Annotated in this window: 21 protein-coding genes, 2 pseudogenes and 2 riboswitches; of the genes and pseudogenes, 9 read left to right on the forward strand and 14 right to left on the reverse strand. The window is 48.6% G+C overall.

From position 1 onward, the window contains the following. Window positions 1–379: 379 nt before the first annotated feature. The 6 genes and pseudogenes from A8709_RS33855 to gcvH all read right to left on the reverse strand — a co-directional run. Window positions 380–529 (reverse strand): annotated as a pseudogene (locus tag A8709_RS33855) (DinB family protein); the annotation flags it as partial. Window positions 530–657: 128 nt separating this feature from the next. After that, on the reverse strand, window positions 658–906 hold the full coding sequence (locus A8709_RS27855) for a hypothetical protein (protein WP_065857446.1): 249 nt from the start codon (window positions 904–906) through the stop codon (window positions 658–660). A 129-nt stretch (window positions 907–1,035) separates the two neighbouring features. Continuing rightward, window positions 1,036–1,263 (reverse strand): spore germination protein, encoded by a 228-nt coding sequence (locus A8709_RS27860; protein WP_065857448.1) that lies wholly within the window; start codon window positions 1,261–1,263, stop codon window positions 1,036–1,038. Window positions 1,264–1,397: 134 nt separating this feature from the next. Next, window positions 1,398–2,840, reverse strand: a complete 1,443-nt coding sequence (locus A8709_RS27865) for an RICIN domain-containing protein (RefSeq protein ID WP_065857450.1) — start codon at window positions 2,838–2,840, stop codon at window positions 1,398–1,400. 357 nt (window positions 2,841–3,197) lie between these two features. Then, window positions 3,198–3,794 (reverse strand): sulfite oxidase-like oxidoreductase, encoded by a 597-nt coding sequence (locus tag A8709_RS27870; protein WP_065857452.1) that lies wholly within the window; start codon window positions 3,792–3,794, stop codon window positions 3,198–3,200. Between the two features lie 35 nt (window positions 3,795–3,829). Then, window positions 3,830–4,219, reverse strand: coding sequence for a glycine cleavage system protein GcvH (gene gcvH, locus A8709_RS27875; protein WP_065857454.1), 390 nt, complete (start codon window positions 4,217–4,219; stop codon window positions 3,830–3,832). Between the two features lie 196 nt (window positions 4,220–4,415). Then, window positions 4,416–4,512, forward strand: a riboswitch (glycine riboswitch). 1 nt (window position 4,513) lies between these two features. After that, window positions 4,514–4,632: riboswitch (glycine riboswitch) on the forward strand. Between the two features lie 95 nt (window positions 4,633–4,727). Between gcvH and gcvT the strand changes: the two genes are divergently transcribed. From gcvT to gcvPB, 3 genes are all read left to right on the forward strand, one after another. Beyond that, the gene (gcvT, locus tag A8709_RS27880) at window positions 4,728–5,819 is read left to right on the forward strand and encodes a glycine cleavage system aminomethyltransferase GcvT (RefSeq protein ID WP_065857456.1); all 1,092 of its coding nucleotides are present in this window, start codon (window positions 4,728–4,730) and stop codon (window positions 5,817–5,819) included. A 71-nt stretch (window positions 5,820–5,890) separates the two neighbouring features. Further along, a complete protein-coding gene (gene gcvPA / locus A8709_RS27885) occupies window positions 5,891–7,246 on the forward strand; it encodes an aminomethyl-transferring glycine dehydrogenase subunit GcvPA (RefSeq protein ID WP_065857458.1) in 1,356 nt (451 codons plus the stop codon). Then, window positions 7,243–8,700: an aminomethyl-transferring glycine dehydrogenase subunit GcvPB gene (gene gcvPB / locus A8709_RS27890; protein ID WP_065857460.1), complete on the forward strand. Its 1,458-nt coding sequence runs from the start codon at window positions 7,243–7,245 to the stop codon at window positions 8,698–8,700. Before gcvPA ends, gcvPB begins: the two co-directional genes overlap by 4 nt. Before the next feature lie 475 nt (window positions 8,701–9,175). On the opposite strand, the gene A8709_RS27895 is transcribed toward gcvPB, so the two are convergent. Both A8709_RS27895 and A8709_RS27900 read right to left on the reverse strand, forming a co-directional pair. Further along, a complete protein-coding gene (locus tag A8709_RS27895) occupies window positions 9,176–10,099 on the reverse strand; it encodes a Gfo/Idh/MocA family protein (RefSeq protein WP_065857462.1) in 924 nt (307 codons plus the stop codon). Window position 10,100: 1 nt separating this feature from the next. Continuing rightward, window positions 10,101–11,378, reverse strand: coding sequence for an MFS transporter (locus A8709_RS27900; protein WP_208607760.1), 1,278 nt, complete (start codon window positions 11,376–11,378; stop codon window positions 10,101–10,103). Between the two features lie 327 nt (window positions 11,379–11,705). Here A8709_RS27900 and A8709_RS35000 point away from each other — a divergent pair, with 327 nt between their 5' ends. Continuing rightward, the gene (locus A8709_RS35000) at window positions 11,706–12,062 is read left to right on the forward strand and encodes a hypothetical protein (protein ID WP_065857466.1); all 357 of its coding nucleotides are present in this window, start codon (window positions 11,706–11,708) and stop codon (window positions 12,060–12,062) included. Between the two features lie 190 nt (window positions 12,063–12,252). On the opposite strand, the gene A8709_RS27910 is transcribed toward A8709_RS35000, so the two are convergent. The 4 genes from A8709_RS27910 to sigI all read right to left on the reverse strand — a co-directional run bounded on the left by A8709_RS27910 (window position 12,253) and on the right by sigI (window position 17,294). After that, a complete protein-coding gene (locus A8709_RS27910) occupies window positions 12,253–13,761 on the reverse strand; it encodes a leucyl aminopeptidase (protein WP_065857468.1) in 1,509 nt (502 codons plus the stop codon). 55 nt (window positions 13,762–13,816) lie between these two features. Beyond that, complete coding sequence (locus A8709_RS27915; protein WP_065857470.1) at window positions 13,817–14,830, reverse strand: aldo/keto reductase; 1,014 nt, start codon at window positions 14,828–14,830, stop codon at window positions 13,817–13,819. Window positions 14,831–15,099: 269 nt separating this feature from the next. Continuing rightward, entirely contained in the window at window positions 15,100–16,485 is a 1,386-nt protein-coding gene (locus tag A8709_RS27920) for an anti-sigma factor domain-containing protein (RefSeq protein WP_065857472.1), read from the reverse strand. 29 nt (window positions 16,486–16,514) lie between these two features. Continuing rightward, entirely contained in the window at window positions 16,515–17,294 is a 780-nt protein-coding gene (gene sigI / locus A8709_RS27925; RefSeq protein ID WP_065857474.1) for an RNA polymerase sigma factor SigI, read from the reverse strand. Between the two features lie 318 nt (window positions 17,295–17,612). Here sigI and A8709_RS27930 point away from each other — a divergent pair, with 318 nt between their 5' ends. Continuing rightward, window positions 17,613–18,251 carry a helix-turn-helix domain-containing protein gene (locus tag A8709_RS27930; protein WP_065857476.1) on the forward strand — a complete coding sequence of 213 codons (639 nt, stop codon included), beginning with the start codon at window positions 17,613–17,615 and terminating at the stop codon, window positions 18,249–18,251. Here the strand turns inward: A8709_RS27930 and A8709_RS34260 are convergent. Continuing rightward, window positions 18,207–18,803, reverse strand: a complete 597-nt coding sequence (locus A8709_RS34260; protein WP_141692689.1) for a hypothetical protein — start codon at window positions 18,801–18,803, stop codon at window positions 18,207–18,209. The two genes, A8709_RS27930 and A8709_RS34260, sit on opposite strands and share 45 nt — an antisense overlap. 234 nt (window positions 18,804–19,037) lie before the next feature. On the opposite strand from A8709_RS34260, the gene A8709_RS27935 reads away from it, so the two are divergent. Next, window positions 19,038–19,811, forward strand: coding sequence for a LytR/AlgR family response regulator transcription factor (locus A8709_RS27935; protein WP_065857478.1), 774 nt, complete (start codon window positions 19,038–19,040; stop codon window positions 19,809–19,811). A gap of 108 nt (window positions 19,812–19,919) precedes the next feature. On the opposite strand, the gene A8709_RS27940 is transcribed toward A8709_RS27935, so the two are convergent. Then, window positions 19,920–20,342 (reverse strand): hypothetical protein, encoded by a 423-nt coding sequence (locus tag A8709_RS27940; protein ID WP_065857480.1) that lies wholly within the window; start codon window positions 20,340–20,342, stop codon window positions 19,920–19,922. A gap of 231 nt (window positions 20,343–20,573) precedes the next feature. Here A8709_RS27940 and A8709_RS27945 point away from each other — a divergent pair, with 231 nt between their 5' ends. From A8709_RS27945 to A8709_RS35730, 3 genes and pseudogenes are all read left to right on the forward strand, one after another. Continuing rightward, window positions 20,574–20,786, forward strand: a complete 213-nt coding sequence (locus tag A8709_RS27945) for a hypothetical protein (RefSeq protein ID WP_244163358.1) — start codon at window positions 20,574–20,576, stop codon at window positions 20,784–20,786. Between the two features lie 123 nt (window positions 20,787–20,909). Continuing rightward, complete coding sequence (locus tag A8709_RS27950) at window positions 20,910–21,464, forward strand: DUF4912 domain-containing protein (protein WP_065857483.1); 555 nt, start codon at window positions 20,910–20,912, stop codon at window positions 21,462–21,464. Window positions 21,465–21,496: 32 nt separating this feature from the next. Then, window positions 21,497–22,195: pseudogene (locus A8709_RS35730) on the forward strand (1,4-alpha-glucan branching protein domain-containing protein); the annotation flags it as partial. Window positions 22,196–22,284 lie beyond the last annotated feature (89 nt).

Here is a 22,284-nt window from a genome sequence, read left to right on the forward strand (position 1 = left end):
TCCCCAGCGCTCTTTGAGCAGCTATATTATCAGCGGGTGGCTTAACTTAGTGACGTCTACTTTCTTGACAGAAGAGCATTCATACAGTTATTATTGCGACTTTTGGCCAATTGGTAGGAATTCAGCAAAATTAGCTACATATAATCCATCTAATACGAATTAAAGGCTAGATACTGCTAAATTAACACCAGAAAATCCATCTAATTTGTTTAAGGTCCGCCGTCTAGCTCAATCAATGGGGGATTGTTGGGTTGGGTGCGCTATCGTTTTGACATTTGTATTCGCTTTGATTACAAGGAGGTCGTTTATGAACGTATCGAAAAAAAGAATTAAACTCGGGAGCAAGCGATCGTCCTTGTGAAACGAAGCTTTGACGCGTTTAAGTAAGCGCTGCTTCGCCTGCGTACCAGAACAAAGCCAGCTCCGTCATAACCGAGGCACAGCCCATTTGGCGGAGCATGGTGGTGATATTTCCACGATGATACGTCGCATGATTTACGACCTGCAGCACCATCTCAGCGAGACTTGTCTAAATACCTCTATTGGTAACTCTTTCAACCGATTTATCAAGGTTTGGTCCCCCTGCCAGTTATACCCTTATTGTAAAGCAAATACCCCGACAACAGGGTGTCAGGGTATTTCGATTTCGCTTATTATTTAGTAAAACTGGCGGAGTGCCACAAGTTCACGTTGATAACGTTCTTCTTCGGTTTCACGCTTCTCTCGCGTTACTTGATACCATGACCAGACGCATACGACAACAATGCCAGCAAAAAGTAGACAACCTAGCACTTTCCACCATACACTGTCTGCTACCGAAGGGTTAGCTCCCATGATCAGGATGAGAACTGGGATAAACCAAATCATATTTCCCACATAAATTCGAATTGCTTTTCGTTTTAACAAGCTGCTCTATCCCCTATTTATATATGAAATGGTTTCACACTCCGTATAGCTTTCGCATCACTATTTGGCTTTAGGACCGTCTAATCCATCTCAGGAATCTTCCAATTTGTGGAAGTCGTCAAGCTACCCTCATACGGTTGTATTCGGCGTATCGACGATGTCAGGATCAACGGTATTCGTGCTGCCGTTAATGACACTTTGTAGACTTCCAAAGCTATCGCCCGGTGAAAAAGAGTTAGCTCCCGCAAAGATTTTGGAAGAGCTGGTTAGGTTGATTGCGAAGGTGTCGCCAATCTGGACGTTGGAGCCCTGTGCGACATTGAGGATTTTGATTCCACCATTGATAATTGCAGGCATGGCCCTGACACTCCCTTCCAACTCTAACCATTGTATGTACTCCTGTGCCTATTGGTCACTTGATGAATGGCGGTGTCAGAGGGAACGCAAAGAGGCATGCAGACTAAGCTGCATACCTCGGGTGAAAGATGAACTTAATTCGTCGCCTGCGTGATCGACCAGTGCTGGTTGGTTGCGTTTAAATCGGTCCATTGCAGGAGCTGCGCACTATTCGCCGTAGAAGCACCATTCACATCTATGATTTGCAGGCTATTCACATTCACAATACCAAAGTGGCCGCTGCCAACAAGCTGAAGTGTCCACAATTGGGAGTTGCTTGAGCTGCTCGCTTGTTGAATAATATTCAACCCAGGCGTGAGCGTTCCACCGCTGACATCTAAATACAAGCCGCTGTTGCGATTTTTAATTTTGTAATACCCATTCGATTGCAGAACAAATTGCCATTCCTGATTGTAGCCATTATTTAACGTGTACTGTTTAATAAGTGCCCCTGCAGCGGTCGAACTGCTGGTGACATCCATCACCTTTCCACTGTTCACGTTACTTATATAGTACCAATTGGACGTGTTAGGCACCTCGGTGGAAGGGACGAAGAACGTGCCAGCTGCCGCATCTATTTTCCATGAAGCGAAACTGTCATAAGACATGGTCGTTCCACTGATAACCATCGGCATCCAGATGTACGTGGACGTACTTAAGCTACTGGAATTCCAACGATCAGCCATATAGAGATAGGTAGTGCCTGCGCTTCCTTGGATTGGCATGATAAATGTTGTTTGTGAGCTGTAGTTCGTGCTGCCGCCGATATTCGTCCAGCTGCTCCAGCCGCTGCTCAGCGATGTGGAGGTCGTATATTGCTGTTGGGCCGGGCTCCAACCATTCTGCTTAGAGGTTAGCAAGAAATACACACCATTTTGCTTAACCATCGCTGGCGCTTCATAGTGAACACTGCTCCATGTCTGAACAAGGCTAGCTGCACTCAGATAGTCAGCGGAAAGCTTAAAGATCGATAAATTGAGATTACCATCCACCGAGCTAATCAGATACGCTGACCCGTCTGTGTCTTGATAAACCCCCATATCACGGCTATCATGACCGAGCGGTTGATAGCTTCCTTGATACGTATATGGTCCTGTAACGGTAGAGCTTGTGGCCACGCCAACGTGGGCATAAGCATAGGAAGAGTCATCCAGATGGAAATACATGACATACTTCTGCGTGGAGCTGTTATACATCACTTTCGGTCTTTCCACCACACTGGCTGAAGTTAAATCACCGCTCGATAAAGGTACCAAAGCATGTGCTTGGAACGTCCAAGTGGCCAAATCCGTCGACGAATACACATCAACGTCCGGTGCATTAGCTCCTTTGCTCTCACCGAACCAATAATAGGTGCTCCCTACTTTAATCATCCCGCCGCCATGTGCCTGTATGGAATTCCCCGATGTATCGTTCCACGTTGTTCCTGAAGTAATCGTGACACTCGTGGCAAAGGCAGATGCGGCAAAACCCAAACTAACAAACAGCATACACAGGATCATCATCAGATATTTTGGCGTTTTATTCGTTCGCCACATAACAATCGCCTCCTCATGGGATCGTACAACAAACAGGACATGTAAACGGATTCACTACTACCTTCCCTTACAAAGCCACCCCCACGCCTCAAGATATTTCCATCTTATCTCGTCTCCCCTAGAGGCAGTACTGCACTTTTACAACATTCCTTCAATTTATGGATCCGATCGACTGGAAATTCAAGCTATACATCAACTTTTGATCAAGATAAGCTTATACATAACAAAAGAGACGGATTCGCACTCCGCCTCCTAGACAATTTTCTATGATGGGGATCCCTCTCATCTGATGAAACGGACCAAATAACCCACTCCTTCGCGATCAACTCAGAGGTGGGTTATTTTCTTTTTTCTATTTTATTCGAAATCGTAACGTTCCTCAGCCCATGGATTGCCGTACATATGGTAGCCATTCCGCTCCCAAAATCCCGGCTTATCCTTTGCCATAAACTCGATACCCCGCAGCCATTTGGCGCTTTTCCAGAAATAGAGATGCGGCACAACCATCCGCACTGGCGCCCCATGATCAGGCGTAAGTAGCACGCCATTATGCCGGATGCCCAGAAATGATGTCTCCAGCAGGAAATCTTCCAACGGAAGATTCGTAGTCCACCCATGCTCTGCGTGCAGCATCACATGAGTCGCTTCTGGTTTCAGCTTCACCTTCTGCATAAGCTCAGACACCGCAATGCCTTCCCACACGTTGTCCAGCTTGGACCAAGTGGTGACGCAGTGAATGTCGTTCGCAAACTCCTTGCGTGGCAGCGCCATAAATTCCTTATACGAGATGGTGAACTCATCTTCTACCAGTCCGAACAAGCGCAAATTCCATTTGCTCATGTCGTTATAATAGGGCACGGACCCATAGTGCAGCACAGGCCAGCCTTGTGTCAGCGTCTGTCCAGGAGGAACACGATCGTTCGGCTCCTGCGGCAGCTTTTGCCCAAATTGCATGGAATAACCTCCATCCGTTCTACCCTCGAACAACCCTAGTCGTTACCGATATACGATCCGTATTCCGCAGCACTTAATAAGCCTTCCAAGGCTTCTGGTCCTGAGATTTCAACCTCAACCATCCATCCCTCACCAAAAGAGGCACTGTTCACAAGCTCCGGTGAGCCTTCCAATGTGCTATTCACAGCCGTCACCTTGCCGGAAACCGGGCAGAAAATATCCGAAACCGTTTTGACCGATTCCACACTGCCAATGCTCTCATTCGCTGTTACAGAGGCGCCGACCTTTGGCAGCTCCACGAATACAATATCTCCCAATTGATCTTGTGCAAAATCGGTAATTCCTATACGAACCACCGTATCCGATAGCTTCTCTACCCACTCATGTTCCTTGGTGTATAACAAATTGGCTTGTACATTACTCATTCGTCCACGCCTCGCTTACTTACAAATTTTGCTTTTAGCTTAATCTACTGTGAACATCAAGTCAAGAAGGACGTCCTCGAAGATGAAAATCCTGTTTCCGAAGAAAAAGCACTTCCTCATGCCCAAAAGTAACTGTTGACAATAGACACTGATTTAGGCGCATAATGAATATAATAAGCTAATTAAATATTGGCGAATGAGGATACAGGGAGAGACTGCCGAGCACGTTGGCAGCGCCGAAGGAGTAAGCCCACAGTGGTGAATCTCTCAGGCAAAAGGACCTGTATCGGACGCGACTCTGGAGAGCTTCGAGACTCGTTCACACGGGAGTTCGAACACCCAAGGGGAAACTAAACGGCAGATCGTATATTTCTTACCGTTATAGGCAACTCTCAGGTACAAGGGACAGGGGCAAAAGGTATGTTTGTGTTGCATACCTTTTGCTCTTTTTTGCATGTTCGGAATATGACCAACGGATAATAAAAGAATGGAAAGTGAGGTTACACACATGCTGAAACGAACACCGCTCTTCCCTATTTACGCGGAGCATGGGGCGCGCATCATTGATTTTGGCGGCTGGGAACTGCCTGTGCAGTTCACGGGCATTCAAAAAGAGCATGATGCCGTCAGGGGGCAGGCAGGGCTTTTTGATGTATCGCATATGGGCGAGGTACGTGTCCAAGGGGCAGGCGCTTTTGCATGTTTACAACGTCTTACTACGAATGATGTCGCCAAGCTGGCGCCAGGTCAATGCCAGTACAGCCTCTTGTGCTATCCACATGGCGGCGTCGTTGATGATCTGCTCGTTTACAAGCTGACTGATCAGGATTATATGCTAGTCATCAATGCTTCTAACATAGACAAAGACATCGCTTGGCTGCAGCAGCACCTTACGGGTGAGGTTCAACTCACCAATATTTCCGATGACACTGCCCTATTGGCGCTGCAAGGCCCACGGGCGGTGGATATTTTAGCTAAATTGACAGATGCACCGATTCAGACGTTGAAAACATTCCACTTTCTCCCTGAGGCGAACATCGCTGGCGTAACAACCTTGCTTTCCCGCACGGGCTACACGGGTGAAGATGGCTTCGAGCTTTACGTTAATAATAAGGATGCAATCGCTCTATGGCAAAAGCTGCTAGAAGCAGGCGAGGAGCATGGACTCATTCCCACGGGACTTGGTGCGCGGGATACGCTGCGTTTTGAGGCTAGACTCCCGCTGTATGGGCAGGAGCTATCCGCTGAGATAACGCCGCTTGAGGCGGGTTTAACGTATTTTGTGAAGCTCGATAAAGGTGATTTCATTGGGCGGGATGCCCTTTTGGAGCAAAAGGCAAACGGTGTACCGCGCAAGCTCGTCGGCATTGAAATGCAAGAGCGCGGCATTCCTCGTCCGCATTACGCCGTATACGTTGAGGGGAAAAAGATCGGTGAAATTACAACAGGCACGCAGTCTCCCACGTACAAAACGAATGTAGGCTTGGCTTTGATCGATACTGCCTACAGTGCTTTGGGCACGGATGTGTATGTTGAAATCAGAGGCGCTCAAGTGAAAGCATCGGTCGTTGCTACCCCTTTTCATAAAAGAAAGAGCTAGTTCAACCTTTCAAAATGAGTGCGAACATAAGAAATCAACCCCTATCCGGGTCGGAAGGAGCCTCCCTTGTTATGAAACATCGTTATTTACCAATTACGGAGCAGGATCAAAAGGAAATGCTGGAAACGATCGGTATCTCCTCCATGGAAGAGATGTTTAGTGATATCCCGCAGAAGGTGCGGTTTCAGGGGGAACTGAACGTAGGGCATGCGCTCAGTGAGCAAGGGTTATTGAGATATATGCGCGAACTAGCGGGACGCAATACGGACTTTCAGCGCTACGCTAGTTTCCTCGGCGCTGGCATCTATGATCATCACCTTCCGGTGGTGATCAATCATGTCATCTCGCGGTCCGAATTCTACACTGCGTACACGCCTTATCAACCGGAAATTAGCCAAGGGGAATTGCAGGCGATTTTTGAATTTCAGTCGTACATCTGTGAGCTTACCGGCATGGCCGTAGCGAACGCCTCGATGTACGACGGGGCAACGGCGCTGGCCGAAGCCGGCGCCTTGGCGAGCGGTGCGACGAAGCGCAGCCGTCTGCTCGTTTCCCGCGCGGTGCACCCGGAGGCGCGCGCTGTCCTTCGTACGTCCGCCCGCGGGCTGAACTTGGAGGTCATCGAGATCGCAGTTACACCCGAAGGTGTAACTGATTTTGATGATCTCGCGTCCAAGCTCGAAGGCGACGCGGCCGCCGTCATCCTCCAATCGCCGAACTTCTTCGGCTGCTTGGAGGATATCCCGGCCGTGGAGCCGCTCGCGCACGGCGCGGGCGCACTGCTCGTCGTGAGCGCGAATCCGCTCACGCTCGGGCTGCTCGAAGCGCCGGGCAAGCTCGGCGCTGACATCGTCGTCGGCGATTGCCAGCCGCTCGGCATCCCAGCTGCGCTGGGCGGGCCGAGCTGCGGCTACTTCGCCGTCGCGGAGAGCTGGATGCGCCGCATGCCGGGGCGCATCGTGGGTCAGACCGTAGACCGCGATGGCAAGCGCGGTTTCGTGCTTACGCTGCAAGCGCGGGAGCAGCACATACGACGTGAGAAAGCCACGTCGAACATCTGCTCCAACCAAGCGCTTCTCGCGCTTTGCGCATCCGTGTACTTGTCCACGATGGGCAAGCAAGGCATTCAGGACGTGGGCACGCTGAACGTCCGCAAAGCCCACTACGCGGCGAATCGCCTCGCCGCGTCATCCAAGCTCGCGCTGCCATTCACCGGCAGCTACTTCAATGAATTTGCCGTCAAGCTGCCGGACGGCACCGACATTGCGGAGCTGAATCGTCAGCTCCTACAGCAAGGCATCATCGGCGGCTACGATCTCGGCCGCGACTATCCCGAGCTTTCCGGCCATATGCTGATCGCCGTTACCGAGCAACGAACACGCGAAGATATCGACAGCTTCGCAGCTGCATTGGAGGAACTTGTATGAGCAATGATAAAGCACTCATTTTCGAAATGAGCCATCCCGGCCGTGTCGCCTATTCTTTGCCAGAATCCGACGTTCCCGAAGTGAACCTAGATGAGCTTCTGCCCGCCAAATTCCGCCGTCAAACCGAGCCGGATCTGCCCGAAGTGTATGAAGTCGATGTCATCCGCCACTATACTGCACTTTCTCGCCGTAACTTTGGCGTGGATAATGGCTTCTATCCGCTCGGATCTTGCACCATGAAATATAATCCCAAAATCAACGAAGACGTCGCCCGCTTCCCTGGCTTCGCCCATATTCATCCGTATCAACCGGAAGAATCGATACAAGGCGCGATGGAGCTGCTGTACAATCTCCAGCATGACCTCGAAGCGATCACAGGGATGGACCGCGTCACCTTACAACCTGCGGCTGGTGCCCACGGGGAGTGGACCGGACTCATGATGATCCGCGCCTATCACGAAAGCCGCGGCGAGCACCGGACCAAGGTCATTTGCCCGGATTCAGCGCATGGCACTAACCCAGCCAGTGCAACCGTTGCCGGTTTCCAAACCGTTACGATCAAATCCGATGAACGCGGCCTTGTGAACCTCGATGAGCTGCGCCGTGCTGTCGGTTCCGATACTGCTGCGCTCATGCTCACGAACCCAAACACCCTCGGCTTGTTCGAAGAACAAATCGTCGAGATTGCCGAGATCGTCCATGCCGCAGGCGGACTTCTCTATTATGACGGCGCGAACGCGAATGCCATTATGGGCATCACGCGACCAGGCGATATGGGCTTCGATGTAGTTCATCTCAACCTGCACAAAACAATGAGCACCCCGCACGGCGGCGGCGGCCCTGGCGCAGGTCCCGTCGGCGTCAAAGAGCGGCTGATTCCGTTCCTGCCGACGCCACTCGTGGCTAAACGGGCGGATAACAGCTTCTATTTCGACTATAATTATCCAAGGTCTATTGGCCGCGTCAAAGGCTACTACGGCAACTTTGGCATTCTCGTTCGCGCCTACACGTACATCCGTACACTTGGGCCGGAAGGCTTGCGCAAGGTATCCGAGTATGCCGTACTGAATGCCAACTATATGCTTGCTCGGCTAACCCCCTATTTCGACGTGCCGCATCCCCGCTTCTGTAAGCATGAGTTCGTGCTCTCTGGTAATCGCCAGAAGAAACTGGGTGTTCGTACGCTCGATATTGCCAAAAGATTGCTCGACTTCGGCTATCATCCGCCTACCATTTATTTCCCGCTCAGCGTGGAAGAGTGCATCATGATCGAGCCGACCGAAACGGAGAGCAAGCAGACGCTCGACAGCTTCATCGACACGATGATTGCGATCGCGAAGGAAGCGGAAGAGAATCCCGAGTTGGTTAAAAATGCGCCCTACACGACGGTCGTCAGTCGTATGGATGAAGCGTTGGCCGCGAGGAAACCGGTTTTGAATTGTACCTGCGGGTAACACGTCCCACCTAACTAGTGCGGATCTAGGGCGCATGGCGGCGATCCCACAAAAGAAAAGGCTGATCCCTGAAGTAGCGTGCTACTTGGAGATCAGCCTTTCTTTCACTGTAACGTCCTACCTGTATGAACTCTCTGTTCCGAGCATTCAAAACTGCCCGTTCCTAACGGAACGAGGATCCGCTATTTCTTGAATTTCTCACATTTTGACCGAGTTGCGGAACGTGAGTGCGCTATTCTTTGCTTTCGGGTGATTTTGCGATGAAAAAGCTAAAATAACGTCCCTACGTTCCGTAACATGCCGATATCAGGCAAATTTGGCCAAATAGCGCACTGAGGTTCCCTTTCGTATGGCCGAGGCCAGGAAGGGGCTAGTTTGCTATGCCAGTGTTGGTGTTGGTGCCAATCTCAGTACCGGTACAGATGCGGTCGGCTCGAGTTCGAGTTCAGATCTCGATCCCCGATCCCCTCTCACCTTACACCGACAGCTTCTCCACCAACTGATGCGAAGCCAACACCAAATCCCCCCGAATGCCGCAGGCATTCGGATCATCCAGCGAGTTCAAGAAATGCTGAACGACTCCGGCGAAGCCGCGACGCTCCAGCACCGTGTCCCAGCTGCCGAAGGTGCGCAGGCGCGGGGCGGCATTTTTATCATAGAAGACAGCCGACTCCAAATTCGTCACCTCGACGGATCTTCCGCTGCCATGCAGCTCCACTTTTTCCAAATCTACGCCAGCTTGTCTCACCATACTGTATGAGCCCATCGCTGAACCAAATCCCAGCATCCCTGAGGCATGGAGCAGTTTGCCGTTGGCATCCACTTGTTGATGGGACGTCTGCACTTCATAAGGACCCTCGCCCAACCACAGCAGTGTGTCCAGCATGTGGATCAAATCGTCATACAGTGTTTCCTTAGCGCTATGCCCTTGCAGTTTTGTCCGATGTTTAACCGCCGAGGCTGCATCAAAACCGCCCGCTTCCTGCAGCCATTGCTTCGCCTCGATATACAACGGCGCATAGCGGCGGTTAAAGCCTGCTGCAAGCAGCACCCCTTTGCGCTCCGCATAAGAAGCCATTTCGACTGATTCTTCCCACACATACGACAGCGGTTTATCCACATATACAGCGACGCCCTGCGCCAAGCACTTCATTGTAATTTCGTAATGTGTGGCTGTTGGGCTATGTACAAAAACCGCATCTAATTCCAGCGCTAACAGCTCCTCAAGCTGCGTAGTTCCGAACGGAATCCGGTATTTCATTTGCATTCTTTCGACTGTCGCTGGCGTAGAACTCATAATCCCCACAAGCTCCACTTGCTCATTAACAGACAGCAGCGGTAAATACACTTTTTGTGCAATATCGCCTAAGCCGATAAGGCCAATTCTTTTTCTAGACATGTTAAACGCCACTCCTTATTTGTGTCCGTAATACGTAACGCCCTACCCACAACCCTAATATGAGCAAAATCGCGCCAACAACCGTGGATACGCCATAAACCTGCACCCACATCGGCTGATCTGCAAGAATTGCGTAGATCTTCCCGCCTGCGACAGGGCCCAAGAAAGCAGCGAAACCTGTAATCGCCGAGTACGTCGCAATATACATCGGGCGCTCACTTTTCGGCGTATCCCCGATCGTAAAAGCAAAGACCATCTGATTGAAGCCGCCCAAGCCTACGCCCAGCACAACATGAACCGCATACAACACAACAACGGCCGGAATGAAGGCGATTGCGCCCCATAATAGACAGGCCAAGGCGATGATCGGTAAAGACCATAATAGCAAAGTTTGCGCCGAAAAGCGCGCGTTCAAATTCCCCCACACATAGTAACTAGCCATCATGACGAGAGTATGGACGACTGTTATATATGAAACAGTTCCATAGGAAATGTTCATCAGCTTGAGCATGACATAAGAGAATAGCGGTACGGTCAGCCCTTGTACGAATAAGAAACCCGCTAGAAAAATAATCGCTTTTAGAAAAGCGCGATCCATCAATGGTTTCCGGATCATGCCTACGGGATTCGACGCTGTCGATGGCTCGAAGGGCGGATTTGGATACATAAAATAGGCAAATACATTCAAAACCACACATACACTAACGATCATAAAAATATACGTAAAACCCTGGCCACCTGGGTACTTATCTAAGATTTGTCCGCCTATAAAAAGTGCAAGTGAACTCACCCCACCCAAAATGGTGTTGCGTAGTCCAAAATACCGTCCCCGAATCGGTCCTGGCACCGCATCACTGATTAATGAGGTCCACACAATCCCTCCAGCAGCATTGCCCAAATGAGCAGCCGTGTACAATATCATATAAGTGATCACCCAAAACTCTTGCGGTAAGACAAATGGAATTAATCCTACACAGGCCCATAAAATCCGATGCGACGATCCAAAGATGATAAGCATGCGTTTCCGATTTCGAAATTTCTGCATGATAACAGCCATAGCAATTTGAACAATGTTCACGACCGTCGTAATCGCGAGAATAAAGCCGATCTCTGTAGAGGTCGCACCCAAGTAAATCAAGTAACCGGTTAAGAACGGCCCGCCCAAAAGCTGAAAAATAACAACAGCTGGAAAGCCCTCAAATGTCGCGACAAATAGGCTTCTACGGTACGTGGACATTTTCTTCTTTGGTTTACGCACGATCGCATCCGATAATTTCATAGGCATAAAGCTCCTTTTGTCTGTCTAGCAAGGTTGGTAAGATCTAATAGTTTACAACCTATGGGTCGCTTATGGTAAAATAGGAGGGATTACCTAATCTATCATGTCAGGCGGGATCATCGTAAACTTATGAAACCTAAAATTTGGGGACTACTCGCAACCTTGTTGCTCTTTTTGACTTTCATTGTACTCTCTCTTTCGTCTCAGTCAACTACTTATTTGTATATCGCTAGTGTATGTCCGTTGCTTGTTGTACCGTTTCTACCTGATATACGCTCTCATCAATATATTAAGCCTAAAGGGACAGGTTCCGTACGTCTCATCTCTATGGAAAATAAGGACACTGGCGAATCCGATTTTCTCGTCATCTTATTCCAGCCAGGGTATGTCAAATGGAATGGCGGTATGCTTTACTTCAATCTGGAAGACAAGATGAAAGATGTCTATGTGAAGCCAGATCCTTACGCAGCAACGCTTACCGTACTCAAATATGATCTGAAAACACACCGTCGCAAGAAGAACTGGATCGGCATTTCCTTAGATCAGCTGCAACAGCGCACGGAACAACTCTCCTATACGACGAATGAAGTGAACCGTCTGATTATTCGTATGTCTGATATTCAAGAAATACAACAAACCAACTTGAAGCACCCAGCTTCCATGGGCCAACAAGTTGGCGCGTAAGTCATGTTATTCATCCTAAAAAAGCAAAAAATCACCCAACGCTCTAGTTTCCAGCCTACACGTATTTGGTAGGTCATCGGAAGCTCAGTCGTGGGTGATTTTTTTTGTAAAGAATCAGGGAGAATCGTATTAGGAACGCCTCAACAAGGAGGTTAAGCCCGACGTTTTTACGGAAATTTTAATAAAAACATTAATTTAGCTGCTCTCCGCACAAATATGCAGCTAGCGTACGTACCATAACGCCCGTTGCCCCTTTGGGTTCAATGCCTTTAGCAGACCAGAGCCAAGCGGTACCGCCTGTATCCAGATGGATCCATGGCGTTTCCTCGGCAAAGTAGCCGATGAAGAGCCCCGCCGTTATCGCTCCTGCCCAACGGTCGGAGGAAGTCGCGTTTTTGATATCAGCTACATCACTCTTCAGCATAGCTCGGTATTCAGGATAGTTAGGCAGCTGCCACACTTTCTCGCCGGCAGCACCAGCCGCCTGAAGAAATGGCTTAAGGAACTCATCATCATTCGTCACGGCCCCAGTCGCGATATCTGCAAAAGAAATCAGAATCGCTCCCGTTAGCGTTGCAACATCAATGAGACGATTCGCGCCTTGCGCTTTGGCATATGTAATTCCCTCGGCCAAAATGATACGACCTTCCGCATCGGTGTTCAGCACCTCTACAGAATGACCGCTGAGCATCGTGACGACATCCCCAGGACGGTATGCCGTACCGGATGTCATATTCTCCGCGGATGGAATCACGACAACGAGATTCACCTTCGGCTTCAACTGGCCAACGACATGCAGCGCTCCGAGCAGTGTGGCGGCTCCGCCCATATCACTGATCATCTCTTCCATGCCATCGGGTCTTTTCATCGAAATGCCGCCGGTATCGAAGGTCACGCCCTTGCCGACGAGGCCCAGCACGTCGGCATTCTCAGGATCACCCGTGTACCGCACGGTGATCATCCGTGGCGGGTGGACGCTGCCTGCGCCCACCGCGGTGAGGCCGCCCATCCCGCGGGCGGCAATCTCGTGCTCATCCAGCACTTCGCAGGCGAAGCCATAGTGCTGGGCAAGGCGTACGGCTTCCTCTGCGAGGGAAGCCGGAACAAGCTTGTTGCCCGGGAGGTTCGTGAGATCCCGGGCATAGTTCGTGCCCTCCGCAACCGCCTCGGCGGCTGCGATCGCACTTGCCAGAAGCGCTGCATCCGCAGCGGCTTCGGTGAGCAACACTGCCTGGCGCAGCTCCGCGCGCGCCGGCTCATTCTTGCGGTACGCCGCGATGCGGTACGTACCGAGGAGCAGCCCTTCGGTCAGCGCCGAGGCAGCTGACCGGCTGTCGATACCGCTTGGCAGCTTCAGCGCCAAGCGTTCGAACTGCAGCGCGAGCATCTTGCGCGCTGCATGGACCGCGGCTGCGCGCAGCGTATCGCGTGAGGCTGCGGGGCCGAGCCCCGCAACGAGGACGTACGCGTACGGCAGCAGCCCGTGGGTTGGCAGCGCCTCGAGCTCACCTGAGGCGCCTGTGAAGAGGCCCTTTGCGCGCATGCGCTCAAGGGCCTGATCGAGCTGCGGCAGGCCAAGGACGCCGTCCTGGCGCAGCTCCACTTCCGTGAGGCAGACGAGAATCACGTCTGCCCCTGTGTTGTTATCCGTAGGCGAGGTATACACACTCGTTGTGATGTCTGTTATTTTGGTAAACATAGGAAGTTACCCTACTCTCATCCGAATTTCATTTCCAATCCTTTTATACCCCTAATTAATAAAACGACGCTGCCTTCTGCACCACGGACTGCATGGGAAGCTGATACGGACACTTCGCCTCACAAAGGGGTACCACCTTGCACGGATCGTGGTCTGCACAGCTTAATATTTTTTCCTTTTGTCGTTGAAAAAATCCGTCGCCCTTCGGCAACAATCCAAATTTCTCTCTAAACTTGCTTGCAATCATCACATCAGGAATCGCAATTTCCACTGGACATGAGCAATAATTGCAGCGTCTGCAATCATGTTCACCTAGTTCTCGCGCCAACTGCTCCAGTTCCAGCCGTTCCTCAGTGCCTACTTCTTTTTCTTGGGCCGCCAAGTTTTCTTGCACTTCCTTGACACTGACCATTCCCGATATCGTCACATGCACGTCTTGGCTATAGGGATAACGGATCGCCCGATCCACCGGTTGGATGAACCCGCCGGACAGAGGCTTCATCGCTACTTTCATCAAGCCCATCTCGGACGCTTTAGGAATTAATTCATCTAGTGCAAAAGGCTGTGCCAGATTTAAATGAAATAGGATTTGTGAAAACTGTTCTTTAGCAATCCATTTGACGAGTAAATCCGGCCGATGTCCGGAAATACCGATGAACCGTACCTTACCTTCACGCTGAGCCTCTAGTGCCGCCTCATACGCACCTCCGACTTCCATCGCTTTCTTGTATTCCGTCACATTGTTCACATAGTGGATCTGTAATAAGTCCACATGGTCTGTTTTCATTCGTACTAAGCTGCGTTCAATTTCGGCCTTGGCTGTTGCATAATCCCGTGCGCCGGTTTTCGTTGCCAAGAAATATTCCTGCCTGCGATGAGAGATACACTCCCCGATGATCTCTTCGCTATTCCTGTAGGCTGCTGCCGTATCTATGTAGTTAATACCGTGATCTAAGGCATAATTAAGCGCTTCTCTTGCTTGTTCTAATGGAACACTAGGCAGATTCATCGCTCCGAATCCTAGTGACGATACTTTGTATCCCGACTTTCCAAACGTCGAATATCTCAAGCCCGATTTCCCCCTTATGTTTGCTGTTCGTACAACAACAGCTTCACCTGCGCTCCCACACACATGGATGCTTCATTTAACGCTAAAAATGTTCTAGCTTTTACACTTGCGCTTGCAACTATTGTAATACAACTCCGCTTCACTTTCCATGCTGCAGCCAACATCCCATGCCACACAAGCAAAAACACCCAAGGCATTCGCCTCAGGTGCTCTGTCACATGCTAAAAAGGAATTTGATATTGACAATCCCCTGCTAGGATAAGGAATGACTATCGTCTTCCATTATCACTATCATCCCGATCCCTGTTTCCAAAGTCCCATGAAAACCCAGGAAACCTGCCAGCATCACCATTGGATTGCTGAGACGGTTTAGCCGTCGACTTACTCGTGCTTGTCGGCTTCACGGTTGCTTTGGGGGTCGGCGTTGGCTTCTTCGTTACGGACGGCTTCTTACCATCGTTGCTCTTATCATCGTTGTTGTCGTCGTCCTTACGATCAGACTTTGGGGTGGATTTATGATCATCCTTATTGCTATCCTTATTGTCATTATTGTTTTTGTCATTGCCATTTTTATCATTGTTGTTCCTATCATTATTCGTTTTACCATTGTTATTGTTTCTATCATCACTATTGTTGCGATCGTTGTTCCCATTTCGGTTACTCAAATCTGGCTTAGTGTTCTTCGGAGTAGGGGTAGGCTTACTGCTAGCTTTACCGCTTCCTGTGTTAGTCCCTTTACCATTGTTGTTTTTGTTATCATTCGATTTGTTAGGTGAGCTATCCCCATCGGAGTTCTCATTCTGCAGCTGTTGTGCACGTTCTGACAACTTCCCTGACTTCTCGTCTGCTAACAGTCTTTGCAGGGAGGACTTATCTATTGGCTTATCCGGCTTAACCAACGTTTCGATACCGCCATTTTTCTTAGCAATCGTATGAACGGAATCATTTTTGAGATCATCGATGGAAACCTTTACCCCATTATCAATGGCATTCAGATAGATCGCATATTTCCCAGCGGATATACCGCTTGCTTGTGCTTCCTTACGTACTTCTTGTGGGGCAGCGAATGCTTGCACCTCATAATTCTTTACTTGATCCGGATGGCTGTCCTCGATATGCTTATCGACTTGTGCCTTCATTTTCGTCGCAATCGCTTCATCACTGATCGTTGTCTTGGTCCCTACTACGGTTGAAGAAATAATAATATCGCCTTCACCCTTAGCAAGTGCGCCTTGCTCGGCTTTGTCTAAGATATCCGAAGTAACAGCTGTTAACGATTTATTCTTAAAAGCGACAGATTGAATCAAATTCACACCATCTGTATTGAGCCCATGCAGGTCACGAACAACCTCATTATTATCAATCCCAATTTCAACACTAGGATTAATATCTATCGTCACGTAGGCAACGACGCCATTGCCTGACACGTTTCCTGTCAATGTCGAGACCAATACAAAACAAACAACAATCGCAGCAGCTAATCCCGAAACGATGGCCATCTGCGGAACTCGCAAACGCCGTTTCACGGGTGTATAGAGAATCTCTTCGCCTAACTCACAGCTGCGCGTCCCCCTTGGTAACTTATCGAATCGCCCCTCTGGATTCATAACAATAATGGAGTTCTCGCTTAATTCCATTACAATTCCCTTGTTCATGCGCTGTTCTTCCTTTCATCAGGCTTTCTTCATTCACGAATATGTAAGTAATCCCGTAAGTACGGATAAGGACCGTTATAAATAAGTGCAATAGCAATAATGTACTTACGATTTCGTTCCAGCGTTTTTCTGGATACCTGAACTTGCTCAAGCAGCTCTTTAATCGGCAGCTGCCGTTTCGTCAACAGAGTGCGCATAAGCTCTGCATCCTGCGCAAGTGTACGGCCAATGCCGAACAACATTTGTCTTGAATCGTCATGCTTGGGAGAGGCATCCGTTAACTCTGAGAAATTAATTTCAAAATCACTTAAGCAGCGATTAAAATCGATAATCTCACTTCGTCTTTCTTCCAGACCTTTCTGTTTCTCATAAGCTTCAATCGCTTGGTGAACCTCAATGGGGTTCATGAGGTTTTCTTCATCATCTTCCTGATCAAAAGAGCTGTAAGGGATCTGCCCTTTGAAGCGTTGCTCCTTACGTATGAAATCGATTAACCTCCGTCTAATCACGGTTTCGGCAAAACCAAGGAAAGACCTTCCCATAACCGAAGAGTATTGATTAATCGCCTCATTAAATGCAGCCAATGCTATGCTAAACTCATCGTCCCTAGCGGGATCAATAAATCGCTTGCAGAACCTGCTCGTTACTTTTGCAACATAAGGCTGGTAGTCTGCAATAAATTGATTCCTTAGTCGTAGGTCTCCTGATTGAATCTGATGTATGGTGACCTCAAGGGAAGAGGCCTGTGGTTCATCTTTTCCGTGGGTCTCGTTCTTTCCCAGAAACTTTTTGAATAGTACCAGTAGCACCTTTCCACCTCACAGTATAGTAGTTTCGTCCCTATGTATAACGATTCGGGGGGTACATATGAATAAAATTACAAATAAATAGCTGATTCATTATAACATAGATCTCTAAATGAGCACCTACTGGCAAATAAACCCTTGAGTACGGTTTCAATTACTTTATGAATCCTTTATAATATTAAGATAACCTCAATAACGAACTGCGATTTGAGAAAGAGCAACCGCGTGTAGATGTAGGTTTTATTCCCACTAAGATAGGAAGACGTTTTCGAGTCGCGAGAACTTCACCTGTTTAATGTGGAAAGATAGGGGGTGTTTCCGTTGGAATCAAGCAACCACTTCGGCAAGTTTTTGGAAACTTTACGAGGCAAAGCATCATTGCGTAAAGCAGCTATTCAAAGCGGCTTATCTCACGCCTATATCAGGGACCTCGAGCTAGGGCGAAATCGAACGACCAACGATGTCATTAAACCTTCCCCTGAGACCTTGAGAAAGCTGGCACAAGCCTACCATTATCCTTATACGGAATTACTGAAGAAAGCCGGATATTTAGAAGAAGCATCTGGTTGGGCGAAGCCTCAAATTAATTTGGATGCCATCTGGTATGTAGAGTTCGGGATTCAAACCATTCTCTTTGTGTCCGAAGACGGCATGAAAGAAGAGCAGGTCGAATCACTTGTCGCTTTCACACACTTCATTGAAACATTAACCGAGCACAACTTTATTAAATTGGATATGCACCTGTTCGTAAATCTGAACAAAATAAAAAAGTATGCCCCCTCTGAAGGCAAACTTTATTTTGATACATATGAATTGGCACCGTATGTCGTTGCCGCTGCAATTCCACAGAAAAAATATCACCAAACGATTCTCGACTATGTGGCTATGAATAATGGACTTACGGCAGACTCACTATCAACCACGTGTGCTTCTACAATGCAAACCAAATTCTTTACTTAGCATGACATACAGAAAGAGAACAATTGCCATACTTAACATTTGAATGGGCATAACGGCACTGAACACATGATCTCGAAAAGCGTTTCGATAAACCATCCCGATGACAGCCACGATTATGTATAGGTAGATTCCGACATTCTCTTTGCCAAGTGGTATTTTGGTGTAATTTGATATAAACGTAAAACCTAATCTTAACTTGTAGAGTGCCAAAAGGAAGCCGCATTTGGCTGCCAATATTAAGCATCGCGTTACAATTGAAATGAGCAAATCATCTTTAATATCTATGTAAGCTTCAGCTTGTGTGAAATTCACGCAAACGATGACCAATGTAGACACTAGAGCGGCCATGATATACCCCGAGATAGCAATGAATAGAGCGGGTACGAATTGATATTTCCAAACGAACATAAGTAAGATGCAGATCGTGCAAACTAAAATGATCGGTGTATCCATGTACAAAGTCAGCATCGAGCTTGCCAGCACAGCCAACGAAATTTGCTTCCAGTATGGTTTTACTCGAATTCGAAATAACACCAAAGATATTAAAAGCATGGGAACAAAATGAATAAAGCTAAGTATTAATTTCCCCCATGTTAACAAATGCTCTTTCCCTCATTTCTAACGCACGACGTCCCTGTCCGAGCAGCCTAACGATTGGTAACCACACCTATAATTATACAGGATTACCTTCCAGTTTCCTTTCATGTGGACTAAGTTGGCTGTTTCTGCGTACAAGTTGACAGTGTTTAGGATTGGGGCTGGAAAGGATTGGAGTGAGATTACCGTATGGGTCACCGCTTCACAGTCGCCATCGTAGAAGATAACTACTGGATAGGCCAATTACTTGATAGCTTTTGTCAGCAATGCGGCTTGAAGGTCGTCTCCATCCTAGCCGATGGTGAGCAATTCTTGCGAGAATATGACCAGCTTCGGCCAGATATTCTTCTTATGGATATCGGACTTGAAGGCAAGTTGGACGGGATCAGTGTTGTTCAATCCTTACGCCTGTCCGGTTACCAGCAGAAAGTCATTATGGTTAGCGGAACAACCAATATGGATCATATCCTAACCGCATTTCACGAATTAGACTCGGTCTACTTTCTCTCCAAGCCGGTGATGCTTCCGAAATTCCAGATTGCCATTGAGAAAGCCATAGCTTGTATCCAATTAGATCGCAGTCGTGTGATGGAAGAGCCTAAACCAAACCCATCCACTTGGATTACGGTTAAAAATCAGAAATCACAGCTCCCCATCTCCGAGGATGCGATTCTGTTCGTAGAGAAAGAAGATAAACGTGTATCGCGTATTCACCTGGTCAATGGCGCTCAGATGGCATCCAGCACGAATTTATCGGAAATTCTGGCTCAAGGCACATCGCATTTATTCAGCCCATTCAAAGGATTTCTCGTTAACTTGCGGCATGTCGTCTCCTTCGCCAAAGAAAGTGGCTTCCCCACTTCGCGGCGCTTCATGATTCATTTGAAGCATACTTCTGTCAAAGTTCCGTTGAGCCGGGATTTGCAGAAGGATTTTGCAAGGTTGTTGCAGGAAATGAAATGAGTGGAATGAAAAAAACAGAAAAACCTCCTACGAATCTCAGGCTTGTTCTGCAAAGCAGCAGAAACCAGAGAATAAACGGGAGGTTTTTATCTGTATATATGTGCACCTCTAAGAATTCTTAGAGGTCCTTTTATTTTTCAACTTGTCGCGGCGCGCGCTTAGCATCTTCAACCGTTTCTTGAGCTGCTCTTCCCACTCCGCATCTTCAATCGTTTTGGCGAAGCCCAGGAGATCCAAAGCCATGTCAATTTGACAGCGGACAATGTCCATCGGCTCTTCACCTTCGTGGTTGACACAATTATCGTGCAATAGATGATCTTTACCATCGACATACTCGATAAAATCAACTTCTGCAGCCCCATCGCCATGGGCATATTCGGCAAGGATTTCATATTCATTTTCTACCAAGTAATGAACCTCAATATGGTGACATACCGGGCAGAAGAGAATCGGCACATTGTGAATTTGTGTACGTATGTGCTTCAAGGTACCTTTCGTTCCAATCATACTGGCTCCACAGCAAAAACTCATGGAATTCCCTCCTTAAAGTTTTGCCTTGGCAAAACTCTCTTCGTAAGCCTAGGCTTCGTAAACCCTGATTCTTTTAATATATTCGTCACAATTGTGTGAAATTCCTTTTTCATAAGATCGCTAGCTAATGTCAAAACATTCTAAATGTGTTTGAATAAGCATAATTATAGTAGTGATCGATCCATTACGTGTTTTCCGAATTCTTAAGATGAAGGGGAGAGCGGCGTGAACATGATTCCGAGCGTTTCCAGACAGATTGCTTTTGTACAGTATGACGATCAATCCTCCAGCATGACAGTCCAGTATCATACCGGATTCAAAGCCTCTTACACCAATGTCAAACAAGATGAATATCTCTTGGTGTTCACATCCGCGAATCGGTACGATTCCTTAATGAGGCTCACCGAAAGCAGGTACATGGAGGGAAACATCCCGACCACGTAACGCTATGAGGAAAAAGGATCTCCCCCCTTTTGAAAAGGGTGGAGATTTTTGGTTTATATGGCGCATATGCTACAATTGAACTTAGGATTTGCATGAATAGTCCTCCTTAAACTTTGAGAAAAGGTGAGTCTGATCCCAACTTCACGACGTTCGGATTCAATCGATTACGATACACTTCATTTCCTTTTACAGACCCCATCTGTCCAATTTATCTATTGGCAGCTCTCCACCAGCAAGCAAAGGCTCCTACGCGAGCATTTTGAGAAGGACTGGCGTTCGTTAACTCCCACCTTACGGTTTCATGAAATGAACGATCATCCCAGCGCTAAGCAAGCTCCAGAGCGTGTCTTAGAGATGCTGCTGCCATCTGGTGAATCCTGCTTTCTAACCGGGTTGAACACCGGACAGAGGTATCGTGCAAGTCTAGGTATTCGGAATGAACAGGGACAATTTATCCCGCTCCTGCGTTCCAATACCATTCAGATTCCAGCACAAGCTTTGTCTGATCTCCCACAACATCAACCATCGGAATCCGATCCACACTTTGTTTATCAGCCAACGCCAATTGGTTTGCCGCAAGTAACGCCTGATGCACATGAGCATTTCTCGGCCTATTCGGTGTATGTGCCGAAGAACACTTACTCTGTAGATATGGAATCCGGAGGCGATACTGATTGAGCTCAAACGTACAAGGTTATGTTGCTTTGCTCTTGCATGCCCATATTCCTTATGTTCGCCATAATGGTGCTGACGTAACACTGGAAGAGCGTTGGTTTTTTGAAGCGGTTGTCGATACGTACTTGCCTCTGATTGATATGATGGATCGGCTTATCGATGAAGCGGTTCCGTTTCGCCTTACATTGTCCCTGTCTCCACCTCTTCTCGCCATGCTGGAAGATTCACGCCTGCATCTGAGACTTCGTAAGCACCTATCCAAGCTTTGTGAACTGGGGCAGCGTGAAGTCATTCGACTGTGGGGGGATGAAGCCTTCGGCCCGTTAGCCAAGCTCTATGCCGATCATTACCATCGCATCAGTCTCCTGTACGATCGTCTTCACGGTGATCTCATTGCGAAGTTCCGTAGCCTTCATAGCACAGGCTGTTTAGAATTAATAACCACTGCAGCTACACATGCGTTCTTACCTCTGGTAAAGAACGACGTTGTCGTCCGCGCACAGCTCGAGGCGGCGGTGCAGGAATTCCGCCGGCATTTCGGTGTTGCCCCTGCTGGCATCTGGCTGCCTGAGTGCGGCTACTCACCCGCACTCGAGCCCCACCTGCAAGCACTTGGCTTGCGCTTCTTCGTCGTCGACACGCATGCGCACGACCTCGCACGTGGCGGCGGCAAAGACAACAGCGCGGGACTGCCGCTGCGCACCGCCGGCGGCGCCTGTGCCTTCGCCCGGGATCCCGAGGCGGGATCCCAGGTCTGGAGCGCCGAGGCTGGATACCCCGGCGACCCCGACTATCGCGAATATTATCGCGATATTGGCCACGA

This window comes from Paenibacillus pectinilyticus, from assembly GCF_001700435.1.
Lineage (GTDB): Bacteria > Bacillota > Bacilli > Paenibacillales > NBRC-103111 > Paenibacillus_E > Paenibacillus_E pectinilyticus.

Bases quoted from the DNA above. Each gene is read 5' to 3' on its own strand.
- A8709_RS27910 (WP_065857468.1), bottom strand. From the start codon at position 13,761: ATGTTTACCAAAATAACAGACATCACAACGAGTGTGTATACCTCGCCT.
- A8709_RS27920 (WP_065857472.1), bottom strand. From the start codon at position 16,485: ATGAACAAGGGAATTGTAATGGAATTAAGCGAGAACTCCATTATTGTT.
- A8709_RS27860 (WP_065857448.1), bottom strand. From the start codon at position 1,263: ATGCCTGCAATTATCAATGGTGGAATCAAAATCCTCAATGTCGCACAG.
- A8709_RS27935 (WP_065857478.1), top strand. From the start codon at position 19,038: ATGGGTCACCGCTTCACAGTCGCCATCGTAGAAGATAACTACTGGATA.
- A8709_RS27895 (WP_065857462.1), bottom strand. From the start codon at position 10,099: ATGTCTAGAAAAAGAATTGGCCTTATCGGCTTAGGCGATATTGCACAA.
- gcvPA (WP_065857458.1), top strand. From the start codon at position 5,891: ATGAAACATCGTTATTTACCAATTACGGAGCAGGATCAAAAGGAAATG.
- A8709_RS27865 (WP_065857450.1), bottom strand. From the start codon at position 2,840: ATGTGGCGAACGAATAAAACGCCAAAATATCTGATGATGATCCTGTGT.
- gcvH (WP_065857454.1), bottom strand. From the start codon at position 4,219: ATGAGTAATGTACAAGCCAATTTGTTATACACCAAGGAACATGAGTGG.
- A8709_RS27945 (WP_244163358.1), top strand. From the start codon at position 20,574: ATGATTCCGAGCGTTTCCAGACAGATTGCTTTTGTACAGTATGACGAT.
- A8709_RS34260 (WP_141692689.1), bottom strand. From the start codon at position 18,803: ATGCTTTTAATATCTTTGGTGTTATTTCGAATTCGAGTAAAACCATAC.
- A8709_RS27870 (WP_065857452.1), bottom strand. From the start codon at position 3,794: ATGCAATTTGGGCAAAAGCTGCCGCAGGAGCCGAACGATCGTGTTCCT.
- gcvPB (WP_065857460.1), top strand. From the start codon at position 7,243: ATGAGCAATGATAAAGCACTCATTTTCGAAATGAGCCATCCCGGCCGT.
- A8709_RS27940 (WP_065857480.1), bottom strand. From the start codon at position 20,342: ATGAGTTTTTGCTGTGGAGCCAGTATGATTGGAACGAAAGGTACCTTG.
- A8709_RS35000 (WP_065857466.1), top strand. From the start codon at position 11,706: ATGGAAAATAAGGACACTGGCGAATCCGATTTTCTCGTCATCTTATTC.
- gcvT (WP_065857456.1), top strand. From the start codon at position 4,728: ATGCTGAAACGAACACCGCTCTTCCCTATTTACGCGGAGCATGGGGCG.
- A8709_RS27900 (WP_208607760.1), bottom strand. From the start codon at position 11,378: ATGAAATTATCGGATGCGATCGTGCGTAAACCAAAGAAGAAAATGTCC.